Raw genomic sequence first — 21,528 nt, 5'->3', positions numbered from 1 at the left:
AAATTATATTATTTAATTTATTTCACTTATTTATATTTAGTATACACTATAAAGTTAAGTTTTTTATGAATTTTACCTCAAAATAATGTTCAATCTATTTATACTAAAAATTAATTTTAAAATATATATAAAAATATTTTTACTTATAATGAAATTTATTTTTTTCTTCTTGCACTTTCAACTTAATAGTGCTTTAATTCATAGTATATAGAGTTTTTTTTCAAAGGGGGAATTTTAAAATGATAGATTGGAATCCAGATTTATACTTAAAATTCGGTAAAGAAAGAACTTTACCTGCAAAAGACTTAATCTCAAGAATAGGAATAGATAATCCTAATCGTATCCTAGATATAGGTTGTGGTTCTGGTAATAGTACTAACGAGTTAAAGAGAAGATGGCCTAATGCTGAAATTATCGGTATAGACAACTCACCTACTATGATTGAAAAAGCTAGATTACTTTATCCAGATATGGACTTCAGATTAATGGATGCTACATGGGATTTAAGTGCATTGGGGAAATTCGATATAGTATTTTCAAATGCTGCTATTCAACGTATGACAAATCATGAAGAATTGATAAAAAAATGGTATGCTTTATTGAATATAGGTGGAACTATAGCAATACAATTGCCATTAGTAGATAATATTAAAGGTCAACAAGCGCTATATGAATTAGAATATGTAAAAAAATATAGACCTTATTTTGAAGGAAAAAAATTGAGATTTAATCATCATCAACCTGACTTTTATTATGATGTATTATCTCACTTATCAAGCGCAAAAGATATACAAATATGGACTACAACTTATATGCATGTAATGCAAGGGCTTGAAGGTATATTACAATGGTATGAAAGTACTAGTATGAAAGATTATTTAAACGCACTTCCTAGTGATGATTTTAGAGAAAACTTTAAAAATAACTACTTAATAAAATTAAAAAATGTTTATTCTTTAAGAGCTGATGGCAGTGTTTTATTTAATTATAAGAGATTATTTGTAGTTGCTACAAAATCAAAATAATATAAACTTAGAATTTAGTTATATAAATTAAAATAAAAAGGCTATGATAAAATATTTAAGTTTCATTTTACCATAGCTTTTTATTTTGTTTAGATATATTTTTATTACTAAAATATCCTATACTTCGAGTTCAAAACAATATGAAAGATAAATTTTCTATCCTTCATTTTTATTATTTAATTTCTCTATCCATAAGAACCTTTTTGTGTATTTTTCTATATATTCCAATTAAATATGGTTCATTTGAATAATTCTCTAGTTCATCTATTTTTATCCACTTAACACCACTATTTTCGTCTAGCTTAGCTTCAGTATGACTACTTTCATCTGCTACTAAAGCATATGATATACAGAAGTGGAGATGTCCACTTACAAATTTTCCTCTTTTTATATGTGGAACAACAGGTAAAATATCTATAGCTATTATATTTTCATCCAAAACACCTATATCTTTTACTCCTGTTTCTTCTTTTGCTTCTTTAATCGCTACTTTTAATAAATCATCTTCCCCATCAGCATGTCCACCAGTCCATGACCATGTATTGTAGATATTATGGTGAACCATAAGTATTTTGTCTAAGTTTTTATTAAAAATAAGCCCCGAACTAGTCATATGTGCATATTCATTTTCTCTATAAAGTACATCATTATTTTTTTCTATAAAATTTAAAATTAGTTTCTTATCGTTTTGTTCTTGTTCATTTATCGGTTCAAAATTTTTTATCGCTTGTATATAATTCAAAGTAAAGCCTCCTACATAATATGATTATATATTAATTATATTATGTAAGAGACTTTACTAATAAAAAAATAAGTGCAGATTATCAAATAAATTTTATTTAATCATCTGCACTTATAATATTACAAATTTCAGTTATATTATATATATCTTATTTGTATAATATAGAATTTACGCACTTTACTATATTATTTAGTTTAATTATCTTATAATAAAATAATTTTTAACTTAAACCTAGTCTAACATTAATTTTAAATGCTCTTGTAATATGTGTATTCCTATTTTGTTTTCGCCACCTCTAGGAATTATTATATCAGCATATTTTTTAGAAGGTTCTACAAATTGCTCATGCATTGGTTTTACAGTAGTTACATATTGATTTAAAACTGATTCTACTGTTCTTCCTCTTTCTTGTGTATCTCTTAATATACGTCTCATTAATCTTTCATCAGCATCAGTATCAACGAATACTTTTATATCCATTAAATCTCTAAGTCTTGGATCTTCTAGTATTAATATACCTTCTAGTATTATAACTTTTTTAGGATGAACTTCTACAACTTCTTTCGCTCTTGTATGTTGAGTGTAGTCGTAAACAGGTCTGTATATCATTTCACCTGATTTTAATTTTTTAACGTCTTCTATCATTTTATCTGTGTCGAATGATGATGGATGGTCATAGTTTAATTTAACTCTTTCTTCCATAGTTTTATCATCATTTGATAGATAATAATTGTCATGACTTATTAGTTCAATGTCATTTTGAAATAACTCTTTTATGTTATTTACAATAGTAGTTTTCCCTGAAGCAGAACCACCTGCTATACCTACTATACATATATCTTTTTTCATTCTGCACACCTACTCGTTCTTATTTATTTTTAACTTATAATTTATATTATATTTTAAAACATATTATTTCTATAATATCTTATATAAAATTACTTTTCAATAGCCTTTAAAGAATTTACAATTTTTATTTTAAATAAGTTAAAAAAATATATATTTATCAATAAAAAAAGTAGCTGGCATCCATATTAATACCAACTACTTTTTTATTAGAAGTATTTATTTAAGATTAAAATATTCTTCTAAAGTTATATCTCTATCTTTTAATGCATAACTTATTTCTGTTCCTACATATCTATAATGCCAAGGCTCAAATTTATATCCTGTTATATCAATTTTATCCTTTGGATATCTCAATATAAATCCATATTTATATGCATTTTCATTAAGCCATTTATATTGTTCTGTACCTTCAAATTTTTCATTTGAAGATATTTCTTGATCTTCCCCATTCAAATCAAAAGCAAGACCAGTTTGATGTTCGCTATATCCTGGTTTTGCAGAAAATGTATCTACATTTTTCCTTTCTTTTTTATATGATTCATATACCCAATTTTGAACAGCATAACTTCTATATCTGCTTACTATATGAAACCATGCTCCATCTTTTTCAGCATCTTTTTGCATTTTTTCAAATGCCTCTGTAGCCTCATCATACAATTCTTGATTGTCCTTATATGTATAATTTTCATCTAAACCATATTTTTTATTAACAATTATAGTTCCATTTACATTATACGCACCATTTTTATCTTTAGATGGTTTTATTTTCTTAGCTTCTTTTTTTACCTTTGTCTTCTCTGATTTTTCTTGATTTGTTTCTTTTACTTTTTCATTTATATCACTATAAACAACTTTATCATTAAATAAATTATTTATATTGATATTTGTCATAAAAACCCCAGCTCCTAAAACAATAGAAAAACCTGTTATCATTCCTATTTTCTTTATACTATTCATATTAATATCTCCTACCCCTCATTTACTAATAATCTTTTTATATTGTATTTTGATTATTTATAAATAATTTTTATATGGAGTATCTATATCTGCTTCTTATAATTCATCATTTATAATGAAATTTTATATTGTATACTATGTGCATCTGTATTTACTTAGATACTTCATTATTCTAATTAATTACTCACTTTCTAGTATACCATTTTATTCCATATTTTTCTCTTGTTTTTTTAATTATCGACTTATTTTTGTTATTATTGAGTTTTTACTTATCTTTAAATGTCTTATAATAACTTATTTTGATGTTTTTGTATAATGAAAATCATTATCATAGCAAAGGCAAAAAATATGCAGCTACCTTTTATATTATATATATAAGATTAGTTTATATATATAATATTAGCTTTTATAAATATAAACTAATCTACAATACCATAAATAATGTACCTGCTGTAATTAAAATTGAGCCTATTATTGATTTCATTGTGAATTGCTCGTGTAAAAATGTAAATGCTAAAATTAAAGTAATTACCACACTTAATTTATCAATTGGAACAACTTTTGATGCATCTCCTATCTGTAATGCTTTGTAGTAACATAGCCAAGATGCTCCTGTAGCAAGACCTGATAAAATTAAAAACGTCCAACTCTTTTTACTAATCTCCACAATACCACTTTGCGTATTAGTTAAAAATACCATTGCCCATGCCATAACAAGAACTACTACTGTTCTTATTGCAGTTGCTAAGTTTGAATTTACACCATCAATCCCAACCTTTGCAAGAATAGAAGTTAATGCTGCAAATACAGATGATAAAATCGCAAATACTAACCACATATTTTCACCCCCTTATTAATATAATTTTAATTCAATTATACCAAAATAATCGATATAATCCAAATATTATGATACCGAACTTTACTTGAAAATAAATTAGGAGATAAGCTATAATTCTATCTCCTAATTTATCTTTATTAAACTGTATTTTAGATAATTAAAATCAATTTATTTCTTATACTTTAAGAAGGAATTTATTCTAATATTTTTATATAACTACTTCAGACTCGTCTTCTTGAGCATATTCATCATCAAATTCAGCATCTTTTACTCCTAAAATCCCAATTATTAAGAATACTGCCGATGCAATAGCCATTCCAACAAATGATGCAGACATCCCTTCTAGTTGTGCTAAATTAGAATCTATAGCTGTAGAGTTAGAAGCAACAGAAGTCATTATCCCTACAAATACTACACTTCCAATTGCACCTGCAATTGTTCTAAGAGTGTTTATAAGTGCTGTCCCATGTGATGTTAAACTACTTTCTATATTATTAACTCCCCATGTCATAATAGGTGTAAGTATACATCCTATGGCTGCATAACGGAATATATTTAAAATACATGCCCACCATATAGATGTTTCCATTGTAATTCGACTCATTCCTGCGCTTCCAATAAATAATAATATAGCACTTGATATGTATAATTTTCTTATACCTAATTTATCATATATCTTTCCTGCTATAGGACTTAATACTGCCATTACAATAGCTCCTGGCAATGTTACAAATCCTGAAATTGTTGCAGAATAACCTTTTATAGTTTGTACATATAATGGCAACATCACAGAAGATCCAAGAACAATAAAGTAAAGTAATATACTTCCGATTAAAGACATTGTAAAAATTTTATTTTTAACTAATCTAATTTCTAAAAATGGCTCTTCTAGTTTTAACTGTTTTCGTAAAAATAATATCATTCCTAATATTCCAATACTTGATAAAATAATAAAATTCATACTCTTCCAATTCCCACCTGAAATACTACCAACCATCAAGGTTATACCACCAAAACCACAAATACTATAAATAAATGAAGCAATATCTAGTTTTTGATTCTTCGTTTCTAAAACGTTTTCGAACACAAAAACAGATACTATAAATGATATAATCGCTATAATTAGAACTAATACAAAGAACATTCTCCAACCAACACTATCTGAAATAATTCCTGCTAATGTTGGTGCAATCACTGGAGCTACTCCTACTGATAATCCATACCACCCCATAGCTGTTCCTCTTTTTTCAGCAGGGAAAATTGTCAACGCAATAACTTGAGTCATTGCTGTTAATATACCTGCTCCACATGCCTGTATAAGACGACCTAATAACATAATTTCAAATTTTGTCGCAAATATACAGAAGATTAAACCTACTATAAACAATCCAATAGAAACGATATATAATTTCTTTGTCGAAATAGTATTAATCAAATATGCCGTTAAAGGCATCATAATCCCCATTACTAGTGAATATGAACTCGTAAGCCATTGTCCCATTGCAGCATCAATATTAAACGAATCCATTACTGATGATAAAATAGTTGTTAACGCAGTTGAAAGCATAGTCGAAACAATACACCCTATGAGAACGTTAACAAATATGATGTTTCTCTTCCTTTCACTTAATTCCAATCCCATAATTCCTTTTTCCTCCCAACAATTGTAAATAACATAAATTATTATATTATACAAATAATACCACTGTCAATTTAGGTTACCTTTCTTGTAAGTAATCAAAACAAAAAAACTCCCGTAAATGGGAGTTTTTATTTTAATTAATATAAACATATATATTAACTTTAATTTATTTATAATTGGATATTTGCTTTTAGTTATCAGCTTTTGATAACCATGCCACATTTTCAACATGAACACTATGTGGGAACATGTCTACAGGTTGTATCTCATGACATTTATATCCTCTTTCATTTAAGTAAGCTAAATCTCTTGCAAGAGTAGATGGATTACATGAAACATAAACCACTCTATCTGGTTGCATCGAAATTATCGTATCTAGTACTTTTTCATCGCACCCTTTTCTTGGCGGGTCGACAACTACTACATTAGCTCTTTTTCCTTCTTGATACATCTTTGGAACGACTTCTTCAGCCTTTCCAACATAGAACTCGACATTATCCATGTTATTTATCTTAGCGTTTCTCTTAGCGTCTTTTATTGCGTCTTCTACTATTTCTATTCCGTATACCTTCTTAGCCTTTTGTGCTAAGAATAATGATATAGTACCTATTCCACAATAAATATCAAATACTGTGTCATTTTCGCCTAAATTTGCATATTCTAAAGCTTTATTGTATAAAACTTCAGTTTGAAGTGGATTAACTTGGAAGAACGATAATGGTGATATTTCAAATACTAATTCACCTATATAGTCTCTAATCATTCCATCTCCATAAGCAACTATATTTTCTTTTCCTAAAATAACATTAGTTTTTTGTGTATTAACATTTACAACAAGAGTTTTAAATCCAGGTATATTTTCTTTTAAAACTGATGCTAATTCTTTTAAATATGGTAGTTTCTTACCGTTAGCAACTAAAACGATCATCACTTCACCTGTAGTAAATCCAACTTTAGTTACTACATGTCTTAATAAACCTTTATGTGTTTTTTCATCATAAATACTTACATTATAGGCTCTAATATAAGTTTTTATTATTTTTATTATTTTATCATTTACTTCATGTTGTATTATACATTCATCAGTCGATATCAAGTCATGACTTTTCTTTTTATAAAATCCTATAACAGGCATATTGTCTTTCTTTTGAATTGGAAATTGAGCTTTATTTCTATATCTAAAAGGATGTTCCATTCCTAGAGTGTCGTGAATCACAACGTCATCTAGTTTACCAATCCTACTTATAACTTGTTTTACTTCGTTGGTTTTTATATCAAGCTGTTTTTGATAGTCTAATTCTTGAATTTGGCATCCACCACACTGTCTAAGATTTTCGCTACATTTTCTAGCTACTCTAAATGGTGATTTTTCAATTATTTCTATCATATCTCCAACAGCATAATTTTTTTTAGATTTTGTAATTTTAACTTTTATTTTATCCTGTACAAGTCCACCATCGACAAATACAGTAAAACCTTCGTATTTTCCAATTCCTACGCCACCTTGACCTATATCTACTATATCTACTATATATTCTTTATTTTTTGATAACATAGGTTCCCTTTTCCTCCGAACAATTTTTTTTGACTTCAAAAATTTATTTTACCAAAAAAATAAGGACTTATAAAGTCCTTAAATAAATAAATCTTTATTTTTAAATCCAAAATATAATTGTAAACATGCTACTACAAGTAATAATATACCTCCGACAAAACCGACATATATTAATTTTTCAGACATTGATTGACTTAATCCCGAATCAACAATAGCCTTTACATATGTATCAAAATCTCCCATTGCTTGTATTCCGTATCTAATCCATGTAGCTGCCGTCATAATCGCAACCGGTATTACACTCATACTCATATAAAATCCATTTATTGATCTTTTTTTACATCCTCTTACACCTAGGAATATTGGTACTAAAAATATAAGTGGTAATATATAACCGTAAAACTGAGGTGTAAATGCCATAAATAATGCTGATGTTAAATAGAAACTAAGAAGATAATATTTTAGTTTATTTGTTTTACCTTCAAAGTCCATTAAAGATGCTTTTAAATACCTTATATAAATAGGAATATCATTTGCTACATTGTCTACATGTTTTCCGCCTCTGATATCTTTAAGAAGTTCATTCCCCTTTTTATTTAATTGGTTATACTGTGTCGTAAAATAATCTGGTAATTCTAAGTCTTTATATTGTGCATTTAATTTGTCTAAATCAGATAAATACTTACCTTTTTGTCTATCTTTAAGGCCTTTTAATTTTTTAATTTCTTTGCTTAGATTATTAATTGTTAATGCTACTGTATTTGAACCCAATTAATACACCCCCTCTGTTTAAATATATAACCTTTTTATGAATACAATTTAAATATATCCGTAATATAAGTATAATTCCTTCTAATTAAAATTTAAATAAAACTTTTAAAAGTATGTGTTATAAAAAAACCCCACAAAGTTTTTGTAGGGTTTTCTTTTTTAATTAATTATGTCACTTTAAAGTATCATTATTATGCTCTATTGCCAACTATTTTCTTTAAAGCTATTCCAGCTGTTCCTAATATAGCAACCCAAACAATACCTAAAAATGTATATGCTGCACCTGTCATGATAATTCACCATCCTTTATTTATTAAACACGACTAAGTAATTATTTTAATGCAACTAAGCATTTACTTTGTTAGATTCTATTTCATCTTTATATTTACGTTTGATAGCTCTATATGTTTGTGCAAATCCAATTATTAATACTACTACAACAACTAATCTTGCTGCATTTACCCAAGGAGCCATATATTCAATTCCTTCGATATATGATGGAGTGATTTTAAAGTTACCAGCTGTCCAGTAGTCTTTTGTGAATATTGCTAAGAATACTATTATACAAATTGGTGTTAAGAATTGATGGAATACTCTATAGAACCATTTTGGTACATGCCATAATCCACCTCTGTTCATTTCTTCTAGACCTTCATCTTTAACTAACCAAGCAAGTGTTATAACTTCTAATAATCCAAGAACTATTAGTAAGTAGTTACCTATCCAGTTATCTACTTCTGTAAAGTAAACTAAGTTAGCTTCTCCAGTTATTATACCTTCAGCAGCTATTGGAGCACCAACGATTAAGTATAATATGAATATTACTATAGCACCTTTCTTTCTTTCTACGCCTAATTCTTCTTCTAGTAATGCAACTAAGTAGTTGTACATTGCTATTGCAGATGTAAATCCTGCAAAGAATAATAAGAAGAACCAAACTGCACCAAATATTCTACCACCAGCCATTGTAGTAAATACATTTGGTAATGCCATAAATGCTAAACCTATACTACCTTTTATACCTTCTGGTCCAAGGAATGCATAAGATATAGGTATAACAGATGTACCAGCTAATATAACTTCAGCAAATTCATTTAATGCTACTGTTGCTACAGAAGCTGTTACTATATCTTCATCTGGTTGTAGGTATGATGCGTAGTTACAAATTATACCCATTCCTAAAGATAACGTAAAGAATATTTGACCTGTAGCAGTAACTATTGAAGCTGATGTTAACTGACTTAAGTCTGGATTCCAAACGAAATTTAAACCTTTCATAGATGACCAATCTGGATTTACAGGAGCGCCTAATGTTACGGCTCTTACTGCTAATATGATACCAAATACATATATAGCTGGCATCATTACTTTAGCCCAAGCTTCTATACCTTCAGATACACCTTTCATAACTGCCCATCCTAAAGATGCTAAACCTATAATCCAGAATATTAAGTTTTTAGGATCAGTGACATAGTTTACAAAGAATGCTCCAGAATCTACACCTACATATCCACCAGTTAATGAATTAACTGCATATCCTAATGACCAACCTATGATATGAGTGTAATATGAGTTAACTAATACAGTTACCCCAAAACCTATTGCTCCACATACAGAGCCTAATATGATTGCTTTTTTAGGAGATATTGCTTTTTTAGCTTGTATATATACCATTGGACCAACTGTACCATGTCCATGAGCACCACCATAACGTCCTATTGTCCATTCAACTAACATTGTAGGTAAACCTATAACTATTAGTGCAAAGAAATATGGAATCATGAATGCTCCACCACCATTAGTGGCTGCTATATATGGGAAACGCCAGAAGTTACCAAGCCCAACTGCATTCCCTGCCATTGCAAGAATCAGACCTATCTTCGAACCCCATTGATCTCTGTTTTGATTATCTGCCATCTTTTACCCCTCCTTTGTTAAATATTATGACCTAAACAAAACAAATATAACTTAAATAAATCAGAAATATAATTTCAATTTAATAAAACATTAATGCTATATTTATATCCAAATTTAGTCTATTATCGTATTATAAGTTTTAATATTTTATTAAATTTTCTGACTATTTATTTTATAAAAAATGCCACTAAATTTAAAGCATCTGCTACATTAGTGGCCCTCTTTATAAAATAATAGTATCATCATTTTTTATAAATTTCAATAATTATTTGAATTTTTTACCATTTTAGTAAATTTTTATAAAATAATTATTCAAAATAAAAAGAGAATTATATCTATTTAATTTACAAATAAATATAATTCTCTTTGTTTATTTTGCTAAAGTATATTTAACACAATTTAGGATAACAATTTCTTATAAAACTCTACTTGAGCCTCTATAAACTACTCCTCTAGTAGCATCTACAGTTACTATTTCCCCATTTTCAACTTTATTCATTATATCAGAAGCTGACATTACAACTGGTTTCCCTAAGTTTATACCAACTATAGCAGCATGAGAAGTCATTCCACCTTCTTCTGTTACTATAGCAGCAGCTTTTTCAATATATTGATTCATATCTGAATTTGTCATAGATGTAACTAATATATCACCTTCGTTGAAGTCTACACAAGTTTCTCCATCTTTTACGATTTTAACTCTTCCTTCAACAGTGTCTCTACCTACACCCATACCCATTGCTATTTCTTCACTCATTACGTGAACTTTTATTAAGTTAGTAGTTCCACTTTCACCAACTGGTACACCAGCAGTTACTACAACTAATTCACCTTGTTTTACATAATCTGCCTCTTTAGCAGCATTTATAGAATATTCTATAACATCATCTGTATTTTTTGCTTGATCAGCTTGTACTGAATAAACTCCCCAGCTTAAAGCTAGTTGTCTTCTAGTTCTTTCGCTATCAGTAGCAGCTATGATAGGTGTTTTAGGTCTAAATTTAGATACCATTCTAGCTGTATATCCAGAAGAAGTTGAAGATACTATTGCAGAAGCATTTAATTCTATTGCAGTTGTGCAAGTAGCATAACTTATAGCATCTGTTACTGTAGAACCTTTTAAGTTTCTTTCTCTTAGTATTTCTTCATATTTTAAAGTTTCTTCTATTCTTTTTGATATAGATGCCATAACTTTAACAGCTTCAACAGGGTATTTACCTGCAGCAGTTTCTCCTGAAAGCATTATTGCATCAGTTCCATCATATATAGCGTTTGCAACGTCTGTTACTTCTGCTCTTGTTGGTCTAGGATTTCTTATCATAGAGTCTAACATTTGAGTAGCAGTTATAACTGGTTTCCCTAATTCATTACATTTTCTTATCATGTCTTTTTGTATTATTGGCATTTCTTCTGTTGGAACTTCAACTCCTAAGTCACCTCTTGCTACCATTAAACCATCAGAAACTTGTAATATTTCATCTAAGTTTTCTACACCTTCTTGGTTTTCTATTTTAGATATTATTTGTATATGAGTAGCATTGTTGTTTTCTAATATTTCTCTTATAGCTAATACGTCAGAAGCTTTTCTAACGAAAGATGCTGCTATAAAATCGATATCTTGTTCTATACCAAATTCTATATCACTTATATCTTTTGGTGTTAATGCTGGTAAATTTATTTTTACACCTGGTAAGTTAACACCTTTGTGGTTTTTAACTATTCCTGAGTTTTCAACAGTACAGATTATATCATTACCTTTTATTTCGTTTATTTTTAATCCAACAAGACCGTCATCGATAAGTATAGTATCCCCAACTTTAACATCGTTAACTAATTCTTTATAACTTACTGTACATTTTTCTTTTGTTCCTAAAACATCATCCATAGTTACTATGAATTGTTGACCTTGCTCTAAAAGAACTTCTGGGTCTGCAAATTTTCCTGTTCTTATTTCTGGACCTTTAGTGTCTAATAATAATGCTACTGGAACATTTAATTTTTCCCTTACCCTTTTAGCAGTATCCATTCTTACCTTTTGTTCTGCATGATCCCCATGAGAGAAGTTAAATCTACACACATTAAGACCATTTTCTACTAATTGTGTTAATACCTCTTCGCTATCAGAAGCTGGTCCTAGTGTACAAACTATTTTAGTTTTTTTTGCGTTTTTTAACATAAATGTTATCCTCCTAAATCTTGTTACATAAATTATTATATAATTAAAACTATAAAAAATAGTATTTTTGACTTTTATAGCACTATATAGATAGAATTTGTGTCATTTTATAAGTATACTTATCAAAATCTTTTTTCATAGCTAAAGCTTCATGTATATCCATGTCGATAACTTTATCATCTCTTAATCCAACTACTCTAGCAGACTTACCATCTAGTAATAATTCTACTGCTCTTACCCCTAATCTACTTGCTAGGATACGGTCAAATGCAGTCGGACTACCACCTCTTTGTACATGTCCAAGAATTGTTACTCTCAAATCTGAACCTGTTCTTTCTGCTATTTGTTTTCCTATTTCATGTGCATTCCCTACACCTTCAGCTAAAACGATTATGCTGTGTTTTTTACCTCTTTTTTTAGTTGTTTCTAATCTGTCACATACAGTTTCTATATTTTCTGGATGTTCTGGTAGTATTATTGTTTCTGCACCACCAGCAAGACCAGAATATAAAGCTAAATCCCCGCAGTGTCTTCCCATAACTTCAACAATGTTAACCCTTTCATGAGAAGATGATGTATCTCTTATTTTACCGATAGCATCAATTACTGTTTCTATAGCTGTGAAATATCCAATTGTATAGTCTGTATATGCTAAATCATTATCTATTGTTCCCGGTATCCCTATTGCTGGGAACCCTAATTCACTTAATTTACTTGCCCCATTAAATGAACCATCTCCTCCAATTACAACTAGACAATCTATCCCATATTTTTTAAGAACCTTAACTGCTATTTTTCTTCCTTCTTCAGTTTTAAACTCTTCACATCTTGAAGATTTTAAAATAGTTCCTCCCCTATGTATAATGTCACCTACTGATGATAAGTTCATTTCTTGTACGTCATCTTCTATTAATCCCTTATATCCCCTATTAATTCCATACACTTTGCAACCATAATAGATTGCTGATCTTACGACTGCTCTTATAGCGGCGTTCATTCCTGGAGCATCTCCACCACTTGTTAATATTCCTATTGTTTTCATAAGCTACCTCCTAAAACCATTTTCCCAAGGGACATTTTTAGTCCCTATACGTATTATTTATCCCATGTCAATTAAAAAAACTTACCCAATTCATATACTACGATATTATACCATATTTTTGGAAAAAATTTAGCTATATCGTATTATATTTTTGGGTATTTTATATTATTTTATTACTGTGATACAATTTTAATACAAGTTTCATTTAATATTTGCTTTAAATTTTCAATTAAAACATTGGAAATTGTAACATTTCCATTCCATTTGTATTTTTTCTTTGGCACAGTAGTACATAAGAATACTTCATCTCTACCGGGATAAAGTTTTAAAATTTTTTCTATTTTTTGTAGGTTTTCTTTATCATTTATATCTTCTATCTTTAGAAATAAACTTTCCTCTATATTATTTACTTGTTTATTATATACCTTTTTTTGATTTTCTACAAAAGGAGTTTTATCATTTATATCTTTTATTTCTTGAGCTATTATTTTAGCATTCTCCTCTTCTTGTATACTTAATCTACCTTTAATATAAACTATATTCTCTTCATTTACAATAGTATTATATTGTTGTAAGGTTCTAGGAAAGACAATTACCTCCATAGTTCCATATAAATCTTCAATTTCTAAGAAAGCCATTATTTCATTTCTTTTAGTAGTTTGTATTCTTTTATTAGAAATCATTCCACCAATTATTGCATTTTGTTGGTCCATAGATAAATATTTATCCAGGTCTTCTTTTAATTCGTTTAATTTTTTAGTATTAATTGATGTTCTTGTTTCTAGTTCTTTTTCATATTCTGAAAGTGGATGCCCACTAACATACATTCCTAAAACTTCTTTTTCTAAAGCTAATTTTTCTCTTTCTTCAAATTCTTGTATATTTGGAATAGAAGTAATTTCATTTTCAAATTTATCTATTTCTTCAGTTTGTCCAAATCCGTCGAATCCATCAAATAAAGAAATTTGCCCTTTAACATTTTTCTTTCTTTCTAAAGATACACTTTCCAATACTTTTTCATATCCCATCATTAAACTGGCTCTATTGTATCCCATTCCATCAAATCCGCCACATTTAATTAGACTTTCAATTACTCTTTTATTTATATCTTTACTATCTAATCTTTTTATTAAGTTCATAAAATCAGTAAATGTTCCATTTGTTTCTCTTTCAATAACAATATTGTTTATTATATTTACACCTACGTTTTTTACTGCTGCAAGTCCAAATCTTATATTGTTATCTTCAACTGAGAATTTTGCGAAACTTTTATTTATGTCTGGTTTTAAAACTTTTATATTTAATGCATTACATTCTCTAATATACTCAACAACTTTATCTGTATTACCCATTACACTTGTGATTAATGCTGCCATAAATTCTACTGGATAATATGCTTTTAAATAAGCTGTTTCATATGCTATAACACCATATGCCGCAGCATGTGATTTATTAAATGCGTATTTGGCAAAGTCAATCATATCGTCGAAAATTTTATTTGCAGTTTGTTCGTCTACACCATTTCTAACGCATCCTGCTATCTCTACATTTCCATTTTCATCTGTTTTTCCATGGATAAAATATTGTCTTTCTTCTTCCATTACATCCATTTTCTTTTTACCCATAGCTCTTCTAACTAAGTCGCTTCGTCCATAGCTATATCCACCAAGCTCCCTAACAACTTCCATAACCTGTTCTTGGTATATTAAACAACCATATGTTACTTCCATTATTGGTTTTAACTTCTCATGCATATATGTTATTTTTTCTGGATTATGCTTATATTCTAAGTAAGTTGGAATAGAATCCATTGGACCTGGTCTGTATAATGATATACCGGCTACTATATCCTCAAAATTACTTGGTTTTAATTGTTTCATAAATGATCTCATACCGGCACTTTCCATTTGGAACACACCTAAAGTATTTCCTGTTGAAAGAAGTTCAAATACTTTTGGATCATCATAATCCATCTTAGAAAAATCTATTTTTACACCGTGATTTTTTTCAATTAAGTCTAACGCATCTCTTATAACTGTTAATGTTCTAAGTCCTAAGAAGTCCATTTTTAGAAGTCCTAATTCTTCTAACGTTGTCATTGTAAACTGGGTACTTATTGCGTCTTGATGTTTGTATAATGGTACATATTCATCAATCGGATTTTTAGATATAACGACACCTGCCGCATGTGTAGAAGCATGTCTAAGCATTCCCTCTAACTCTTTAGAAATATTTATTATAGTTTTTGTCTCTTGGTCTTGTTCATACATTGCCTTTAAGTTAGGATTTGTTTCAAGAGCTTTGTCTATAGTCATTCCTAATGCATTTGGTATTTCTTTTGCTATTTTATCGACTTTATTATATGGTATATCTAACACCCTACCGACGTCTCTTATAGCTAATTTTGCACCCATTGTACCAAATGTAATTATTTGTGCAACATGGTCTGCCCCATATTTTCGCTTAACATAATCTATAACTTCTTCTCTTCTTTCATAGCAGAAATCTATATCTATATCGGGCATTGATATACGCTCTGGATTTAAGAATCTTTCAAACAGTAAGTTATATTTTATTGGGTCTATATCTGTTATTTTAAGTGTATATGCAACTATTGAACCTGCAGCACTACCACGTCCAGGCCCTACCATTATTCCGTTTTCTTTTGCAAAATTTATAAAATCCCATGTTATTAAGAAATACTCTACGTATCCCATTTTATTAATAACACCTAATTCATATTCTAATCTATCTATAATTTCTTGACTTGGATTTTCATATCTTTCATGTAACCCTTTGTAACATAATTCTTCAAGATAACTTGAAGTTGTATATCCTTCTGGAACTTCATAATTTGGTAAGTGTATTGTATTAAAATCAAACTCTACATTACATCTTTGTGCAATTTTTTCAGTATTATCTAAAGCTTCTAGTGCATATGGGAATAATTCTTCCATTTCTTCTCTTGATTTTAGATAAAACTCTTGAGTTCCAAATCTCATTCTTGCTGGGTCATTTAATGTTTTACCCATTTGTATACATAGTAAAACATCATGTGCCTTTGAATCCTCTTTATCGACATAATGAACATCATTTGTGGCTACTAATGGTATATTTAACTCTTTAGATAATTTTACTAATGATGCATTTACTTCTTTTTGTTCTGGAAGATTGTGATCTTGTAATTCTAAGAAGAAGTTCCCTTGTCCAAAAATTTCGTTATATGTTAAAGCAATTTCTTTTGCTTTTTCATAATTTCTGTTCATTAATGCATTTGAAACATCTCCTGCTAAACAAGCCGATAAACATATAATTCCTTCACTGTGCTCTCTTAAAGCTTCTATGTCTACCCTTGGCTTATAGTAAAACCCGTCTACATATGATATAGAAACTAGTTTTATTAAGTTTTGGTATCCAGTCATATTTTCAGCTAATAAAATTAAATGTCCGTACCTTTTATCAAAATTGGGGTCCTTGTCTTTTAAACTACGTTGTGCAGTGTATAGCTCACATCCTATTACTGGTTTTATACCAGCTTTTTTTGCCTCTTTGTAGAAATCTATAACACCAAACATATTTCCATGGTCAGTTATAGCGACAGATTTCATACCTAATTCTTTAGTTCTTTTTATAAGTTTCTTAACTCTTGAAAAACCATCTAGCAAACTATATTCTGTATGCACATGTAGGTGCGCAAATTCGCCTGACATATCTCCACCTCCTAATATAAATTTTGTATATAAATATCTAATATAATCGTATTTTTTATTAATTTATACCCATTTCCTATCTGTATAAATTAATATATTTTTTAAAAACAAACAAGGGGAATTTATGTAAAATTCCCCTTGTTCTCTATTTTAAATCATTAGCAATTTGCTCTATTTTCTTTAATCGATGATTAACACCTGATTTACTTATAGGCGGATTTAACATCTCCCCTAGTTCCTTCAGTGACATATCTTCATTTTCTACTCTTAAGAGCGCTATCTCTTGTAAATTTTCTGGTAAACTACTAATTCCTATTTTACTTTGGATTAATTTTATATTTTCTACTTGTCGAACTGCTGCATTTACAGTTTTTGATAAGTTTGCAGTTTCACAATTTACAATACGATTTACGTTATTTCTCATTTCTTTTACTATTTTAGTACTTTGTAGACTAAGTAGTGCTTGATACGCCCCTATCATACTTAATAAATCAGAAATTTGTTCACTTTCTTTTAAATAAACAACAAAACTATTTTTTCTAGCAACTATTTTTGCGTTTAATCCTTCAGAGTTTATTAAATCCCTAAGAGAATTTGCGTAATCCTCGTTATTAGTTACAAATTCCATATGATAATTTTTTTCGGGGTCACTTATAGAACCTCCACCTAAAAAGGCACCTCTAAGATAAGCCCTTTTTAGAACTTCATCATCAAATACTTCTTGTGGTATGTTGTTTGTCGGAAAGAAACCATCTCTATCTTCTAGTATTGCCAACTTTTTAAGAAGTCTTTCCGCCCCATTTTCACTTTTAACCATCAAAACATAACTGTTATTTCTTTTTAGCATTTGATTTTTATTTACAGAAATTGTAGTTTCTATATTAAATTCTTTTTTAAGTAGTTTAAATACTCTTCTTGCAATTGAATTTAACTCTGTTGTTATCTTTACATTTATTTTTCTTAATCCCGCAAATTGTATAGTCCCAGCCATTCTAACTATAGCTGATAGTTCTGATAATTTATCATTTACATCGATATCTTTAACTCTAGCTAATTCATTCTTTGTCTCACTTGAAAAAGACATTTCTATCACCTAATTCTAGCTTTTTTTATTCCTTTTTTTTATTTCTTCTAATGCAACCTTTATTATTTCTCTTTCATCATTATACCTTGCTAAATCAACCACTCTATCTAAATGTATGAATTTAGCATCCACAAAACCTTCTTCTTTTAAAGGAATTGTCTCCATATCCTTCGATTTCATTAGATACCAAAAAACGGTTTTATGGACAGCCTTGTTTTCATCCCAATTCTCTTTATATGTGTAATGGATTTCTCCTAAATATTTTAAAATTTCGGCTTTTACTCCTGTCTCTTCTAGTACCTCTCTTAGAGCCGCGTCTTTTCTTTGTTCACCTTCCTCTACCCTTCCTTTAGGTAACACCCAATCTCCGTTAAATTTTCTAAGTAGAAGAATTGCATTCCCAAATAAGACTACACCCCCGGCGCTAATCTCTTCTCTCATAGATTTTCACTCCTTAATTCAACATAATAATAAGAATTTCTTCATAAAGATATAAAATCCTTTTTTATTCACTGTTACATATCATGACCTAGAGCCAGTTTAATAATTATACTAGAAATTTCATCAGCATTATGCCTAATATAGTTATCTTTTACTTCTATTAAATTCGATTCCACAGCCTTAATTCCCATACATTTCAATTTTAATCTTTGCTCATTGTCTAATAAAACTTGTGTTGAACCGTCATCGTTGTATCTTCTAGCTACAGATTCTGATATCTTTTCATTATTAGTTACAATGCAATCAATTAATCCTGGTTCAGTATGTTTAATTATCGCTTGGACATGATCTAATACATTATATCCCTCTGTTTCTCCTGGTTGTGTCATAACATTAGGTATATATACTTTCTTAGCATTTGATTTTTTGATAGCCTCAATTACTCCTGGAACTAGTAAATTTGGTATTACACTTGTGTATAAACTTCCTGGTCCCATTACAATTATATCCGCTCCATGTATAGAGCTTATTACTTCATCTAGCGGTCTGCAATTTTCTGGTATTAAAGAAATTTTATCTATTTTACATTTTTGTTTTCTAACTTCTTTTGGTATTGTTGATTCTCCCTTTACAATTTGACCATTTTCCAATTTTGCACTTAAATCTACATTTTCAAGTGTAACTGGTAAAACTCTTCCTGTTATTGCAAAAACTTGGCCTATTTTGTAAACTGCTGTCTCAAAATTACCATATAGACCATTCATAGCAGCTAAAAATAGGTTTCCAAAACTTTGACCTTTTAATGCTCCATCTTCAAACCTATATTGCATAACTTCATTCATAGTTGGTTCTATATTTGCAAGTGCCATAATACAATTTCGGATATCTCCCGGTGGTAACATTCCTAAATCAGATCTAAGAACGCCTGACCCTCCTCCATCATCAGCAACAGTAACTATCGCTGTTATATTTTCTGTATGATGTTTTAATCCTCTTAGAAAAATTGATTGGCCAGTTCCCCCACCGATAACTACTACATTAGGGCCTTTTTGTTCTTTATTTTTTAACTCTAAGTATCTTATCCTTTCATTTTTCATTTGGATAAATAAATATATAGCTATGCCAAAACATACTATACCCATTATCCCAAAAACTATACCAAATATTTCCATAATAACCTCCGCACTATTTCAACATAAAATCTCTATGTTTTTTAACAACCCTATAGCCATTGCTTTGTATTTCATCAGCAATAAGATTAGCTATAGTTACAGATCTATGTCTTCCTCCAGTGCAGCCAATACTAATAACTAAATGGTGTTTTCCTTCTTCTACATATTGTGGTATTAAAAAGTCTATCATATCTGTAAGCTTCGCATAAAATTCTCTACTAATATCAGAATTCATAACATAATCCCTAACTTCTTGGTCTTCCCCTGTCTTATCTCTAAGACTGTCTAAGTAGTATGGATTTGGTAAAAACCTAACGTCAAATACTAAATCTGAATCTTTAGGGATACCATGTTTAAATCCAAATGAAAGTACAGATATTGTAAGATTTGTTTGCTTCTCTCCAGTTGAATATATTTTTAATATTTCTTCTTTTAAATCTTTAGGCTTCATATTAGTAGTATCTACTATATAATTTGCAATTTCTTTTAATGGATTTAAAATCTTTCTTTCAATTTTTATGCCTTCTGGTATTTGTCTATTTAATGCTAATGGATGATTTCTTCTAGTCATCTTATATCTCTTTAGAAGAGTATCATCATCACAGTCTAAGAATAGGATTTCAAAAGGATAATTTTCTTTTTTTAATGTTCTTAAACTTTCGTGTAAGTCTTCAAAAAATTTCATTCCTCTTATATCTATACCTAGTGCAACCTTATCTACCATTGACCCTGCTTGATAACATATTTCAGCAAAATTTACTATTAATGTTGGAGGTAGATTATCTACACAATAATAATCCATATCTTCAAAGACTTTCATTACTTCACTCTTGCCTGATCCTGATAATCCAGTTACTATTACAAATTTCATTAAAGACCCCTCCTTAAACTATAATGTTTTCGATTAACGATTTATCTAATCCTGATTTATTTACAGTTTCTAATGCTAATTTAAAGTTACCTACATTTTGTGGTATATGCGCATCAGAACCTATAACAAATTTAAGATTATAATCCTTTATTTTTTGTAATTGTTCTACATTTAAAAACTCATGGCTACTATTTATTTCTAGTCTAGTATTAGTATTTTCTGCCACTTTAGCCACTTCTTCTATATAAATTCCCCCTTTATCTCCAGGGTGAGTAATTGCAAATATATCGTTATTTTTTATAGTATTTACAATTGCCTCAGTATTATATTCTTTGGCTTTTTCACTTTTACTTTTAAAGAAGTAATTTTGACACATATTGACCATCCCCTTAAAAGATGTTGGAACAGATCCAAAATGATATCCTGCCATTACATAATCGAAATATTGAGCAATATTTTCTGTTAAATCTATATTTCCCTTATTATCTAATATATTGCATTCAACACCTAAAAGTATTTTTATTTGGTCTTTATACTTTTCATTCAAAATATCTACTTCTTCTCTCATTTTTTTAAAATCATCGATTTTCACACCATAGGCAATATTTTTATACCCATGGTCTGAAATACCGATTGTCTTTATCCCCTTAGATATTGCTACTTTCACATTGTCTTCTATAGTTCCTTTTCCATGACTATATACAGTGTGAGTATGATAATCAGCTAATATTTCCAT

General features: G+C 29.2%; 17 protein-coding genes. 1 reads left to right on the top strand and 16 read right to left on the bottom strand.

What is annotated here, in order from left to right; all coding sequences use genetic code 11:
- The first annotated feature begins 239 nt into the window (after nucleotides 1-239).
- Nucleotides 240-1,025, top strand: coding sequence for a methyltransferase domain-containing protein (locus ABCM86_RS12375; RefSeq protein WP_295573625.1), 786 nt, complete (start codon nucleotides 240-242; stop codon nucleotides 1,023-1,025).
- 172 nt (nucleotides 1,026-1,197) lie between these two features.
- Here the strand turns inward: ABCM86_RS12375 and ABCM86_RS12370 are convergent, their stop codons facing one another.
- The 16 genes from ABCM86_RS12370 to ABCM86_RS12295 all read right to left on the bottom strand — a co-directional run bounded on the left by ABCM86_RS12370 (nucleotide 1,198) and on the right by ABCM86_RS12295 (nucleotide 21,528).
- Entirely contained in the window at nucleotides 1,198-1,767 is a 570-nt protein-coding gene (locus ABCM86_RS12370) for an NUDIX hydrolase (protein ID WP_295573622.1), read from the bottom strand.
- A gap of 231 nt (nucleotides 1,768-1,998) precedes the next feature.
- A complete protein-coding gene (gene udk, locus ABCM86_RS12365; RefSeq protein ID WP_195931314.1) occupies nucleotides 1,999-2,616 on the bottom strand; it encodes a uridine kinase in 618 nt (205 codons plus the stop codon).
- Nucleotides 2,617-2,832: 216 nt separating this feature from the next.
- The gene (locus ABCM86_RS12360) at nucleotides 2,833-3,573 is read right to left on the bottom strand and encodes a M15 family metallopeptidase (RefSeq protein ID WP_295675980.1); all 741 of its coding nucleotides are present in this window, start codon (nucleotides 3,571-3,573) and stop codon (nucleotides 2,833-2,835) included.
- Nucleotides 3,574-3,997: 424 nt separating this feature from the next.
- Nucleotides 3,998-4,411 carry an EamA family transporter gene (locus ABCM86_RS12355; protein ID WP_195931316.1) on the bottom strand — a complete coding sequence of 138 codons (414 nt, stop codon included), beginning with the start codon at nucleotides 4,409-4,411 and terminating at the stop codon, nucleotides 3,998-4,000.
- A 208-nt stretch (nucleotides 4,412-4,619) separates the two neighbouring features.
- Nucleotides 4,620-6,053, bottom strand: coding sequence for an MDR family MFS transporter (locus ABCM86_RS12350; RefSeq protein ID WP_295675982.1), 1,434 nt, complete (start codon nucleotides 6,051-6,053; stop codon nucleotides 4,620-4,622).
- Between the two features lie 190 nt (nucleotides 6,054-6,243).
- Nucleotides 6,244-7,608 carry a 23S rRNA (uracil(1939)-C(5))-methyltransferase RlmD gene (gene rlmD / locus ABCM86_RS12345; protein WP_295675983.1) on the bottom strand — a complete coding sequence of 455 codons (1,365 nt, stop codon included), beginning with the start codon at nucleotides 7,606-7,608 and terminating at the stop codon, nucleotides 6,244-6,246.
- 78 nt (nucleotides 7,609-7,686) lie between these two features.
- Nucleotides 7,687-8,379 carry a hypothetical protein gene (locus ABCM86_RS12340; protein ID WP_295573613.1) on the bottom strand — a complete coding sequence of 231 codons (693 nt, stop codon included), beginning with the start codon at nucleotides 8,377-8,379 and terminating at the stop codon, nucleotides 7,687-7,689.
- A gap of 345 nt (nucleotides 8,380-8,724) precedes the next feature.
- A complete protein-coding gene (locus ABCM86_RS12335; RefSeq protein WP_295675986.1) occupies nucleotides 8,725-10,296 on the bottom strand; it encodes a sodium-dependent transporter in 1,572 nt (523 codons plus the stop codon).
- Nucleotides 10,297-10,711: 415 nt separating this feature from the next.
- The gene (gene pyk, locus ABCM86_RS12330) at nucleotides 10,712-12,472 is read right to left on the bottom strand and encodes a pyruvate kinase (RefSeq protein WP_195929544.1); all 1,761 of its coding nucleotides are present in this window, start codon (nucleotides 12,470-12,472) and stop codon (nucleotides 10,712-10,714) included.
- A gap of 82 nt (nucleotides 12,473-12,554) precedes the next feature.
- The gene (pfkA, locus tag ABCM86_RS12325; protein WP_343004086.1) at nucleotides 12,555-13,514 is read right to left on the bottom strand and encodes a 6-phosphofructokinase; all 960 of its coding nucleotides are present in this window, start codon (nucleotides 13,512-13,514) and stop codon (nucleotides 12,555-12,557) included.
- Nucleotides 13,515-13,687: 173 nt separating this feature from the next.
- The gene (locus ABCM86_RS12320) at nucleotides 13,688-17,224 is read right to left on the bottom strand and encodes a DNA polymerase III subunit alpha (RefSeq protein WP_343004085.1); all 3,537 of its coding nucleotides are present in this window, start codon (nucleotides 17,222-17,224) and stop codon (nucleotides 13,688-13,690) included.
- A gap of 145 nt (nucleotides 17,225-17,369) precedes the next feature.
- A complete protein-coding gene (gene whiA, locus ABCM86_RS12315) occupies nucleotides 17,370-18,308 on the bottom strand; it encodes a DNA-binding protein WhiA (protein WP_195929541.1) in 939 nt (312 codons plus the stop codon).
- A 15-nt stretch (nucleotides 18,309-18,323) separates the two neighbouring features.
- Entirely contained in the window at nucleotides 18,324-18,749 is a 426-nt protein-coding gene (locus tag ABCM86_RS12310; RefSeq protein ID WP_195929540.1) for an NUDIX hydrolase, read from the bottom strand.
- Nucleotides 18,750-18,823: 74 nt separating this feature from the next.
- Entirely contained in the window at nucleotides 18,824-19,921 is a 1,098-nt protein-coding gene (locus ABCM86_RS12305; protein ID WP_195929539.1) for a gluconeogenesis factor YvcK family protein, read from the bottom strand.
- 13 nt (nucleotides 19,922-19,934) lie between these two features.
- Nucleotides 19,935-20,792, bottom strand: coding sequence for an RNase adapter RapZ (gene rapZ, locus ABCM86_RS12300; protein WP_195929538.1), 858 nt, complete (start codon nucleotides 20,790-20,792; stop codon nucleotides 19,935-19,937).
- Between the two features lie 13 nt (nucleotides 20,793-20,805).
- On the bottom strand, nucleotides 20,806-21,528 hold the full coding sequence (locus ABCM86_RS12295) for a PHP domain-containing protein (RefSeq protein WP_195929537.1): 723 nt from the start codon (nucleotides 21,526-21,528) through the stop codon (nucleotides 20,806-20,808).

Source organism: Clostridium sp. 2218st1_F5_2218SCRN_220325, assembly GCF_039062665.1.
Lineage (GTDB): Bacteria > Bacillota > Clostridia > Peptostreptococcales > Peptostreptococcaceae > Intestinibacter.
This window is presented reverse-complemented; position numbering and strand designations above follow the sequence as displayed.

Excerpts from the sequence above, each read along its gene's own strand:
- ABCM86_RS12375 (WP_295573625.1), top strand. The coding sequence starts at position 240 with ATGATAGATTGGAATCCAGATTTATACTTAAAATTCGGTAAAGAAAGA.
- udk (WP_195931314.1), bottom strand. The coding sequence starts at position 2,616 with ATGAAAAAAGATATATGTATAGTAGGTATAGCAGGTGGTTCTGCTTCA.
- ABCM86_RS12360 (WP_295675980.1), bottom strand. The coding sequence starts at position 3,573 with ATGAATAGTATAAAGAAAATAGGAATGATAACAGGTTTTTCTATTGTT.
- ABCM86_RS12355 (WP_195931316.1), bottom strand. The coding sequence starts at position 4,411 with ATGTGGTTAGTATTTGCGATTTTATCATCTGTATTTGCAGCATTAACT.
- ABCM86_RS12350 (WP_295675982.1), bottom strand. The coding sequence starts at position 6,053 with ATGGGATTGGAATTAAGTGAAAGGAAGAGAAACATCATATTTGTTAAC.
- rlmD (WP_295675983.1), bottom strand. The coding sequence starts at position 7,608 with ATGTTATCAAAAAATAAAGAATATATAGTAGATATAGTAGATATAGGT.
- ABCM86_RS12335 (WP_295675986.1), bottom strand. The coding sequence starts at position 10,296 with ATGGCAGATAATCAAAACAGAGATCAATGGGGTTCGAAGATAGGTCTG.
- pyk (WP_195929544.1), bottom strand. The coding sequence starts at position 12,472 with ATGTTAAAAAACGCAAAAAAAACTAAAATAGTTTGTACACTAGGACCA.
- pfkA (WP_343004086.1), bottom strand. The coding sequence starts at position 13,514 with ATGAAAACAATAGGAATATTAACAAGTGGTGGAGATGCTCCAGGAATG.
- ABCM86_RS12320 (WP_343004085.1), bottom strand. The coding sequence starts at position 17,224 with ATGTCAGGCGAATTTGCGCACCTACATGTGCATACAGAATATAGTTTG.
- whiA (WP_195929541.1), bottom strand. The coding sequence starts at position 18,308 with ATGTCTTTTTCAAGTGAGACAAAGAATGAATTAGCTAGAGTTAAAGAT.
- ABCM86_RS12310 (WP_195929540.1), bottom strand. The coding sequence starts at position 18,749 with ATGAGAGAAGAGATTAGCGCCGGGGGTGTAGTCTTATTTGGGAATGCA.
- ABCM86_RS12305 (WP_195929539.1), bottom strand. The coding sequence starts at position 19,921 with ATGGAAATATTTGGTATAGTTTTTGGGATAATGGGTATAGTATGTTTT.
- rapZ (WP_195929538.1), bottom strand. The coding sequence starts at position 20,792 with ATGAAATTTGTAATAGTAACTGGATTATCAGGATCAGGCAAGAGTGAA.
- ABCM86_RS12295 (WP_195929537.1), bottom strand. The coding sequence starts at position 21,528 with ATGGAAATATTAGCTGATTATCATACTCACACTGTATATAGTCATGGA.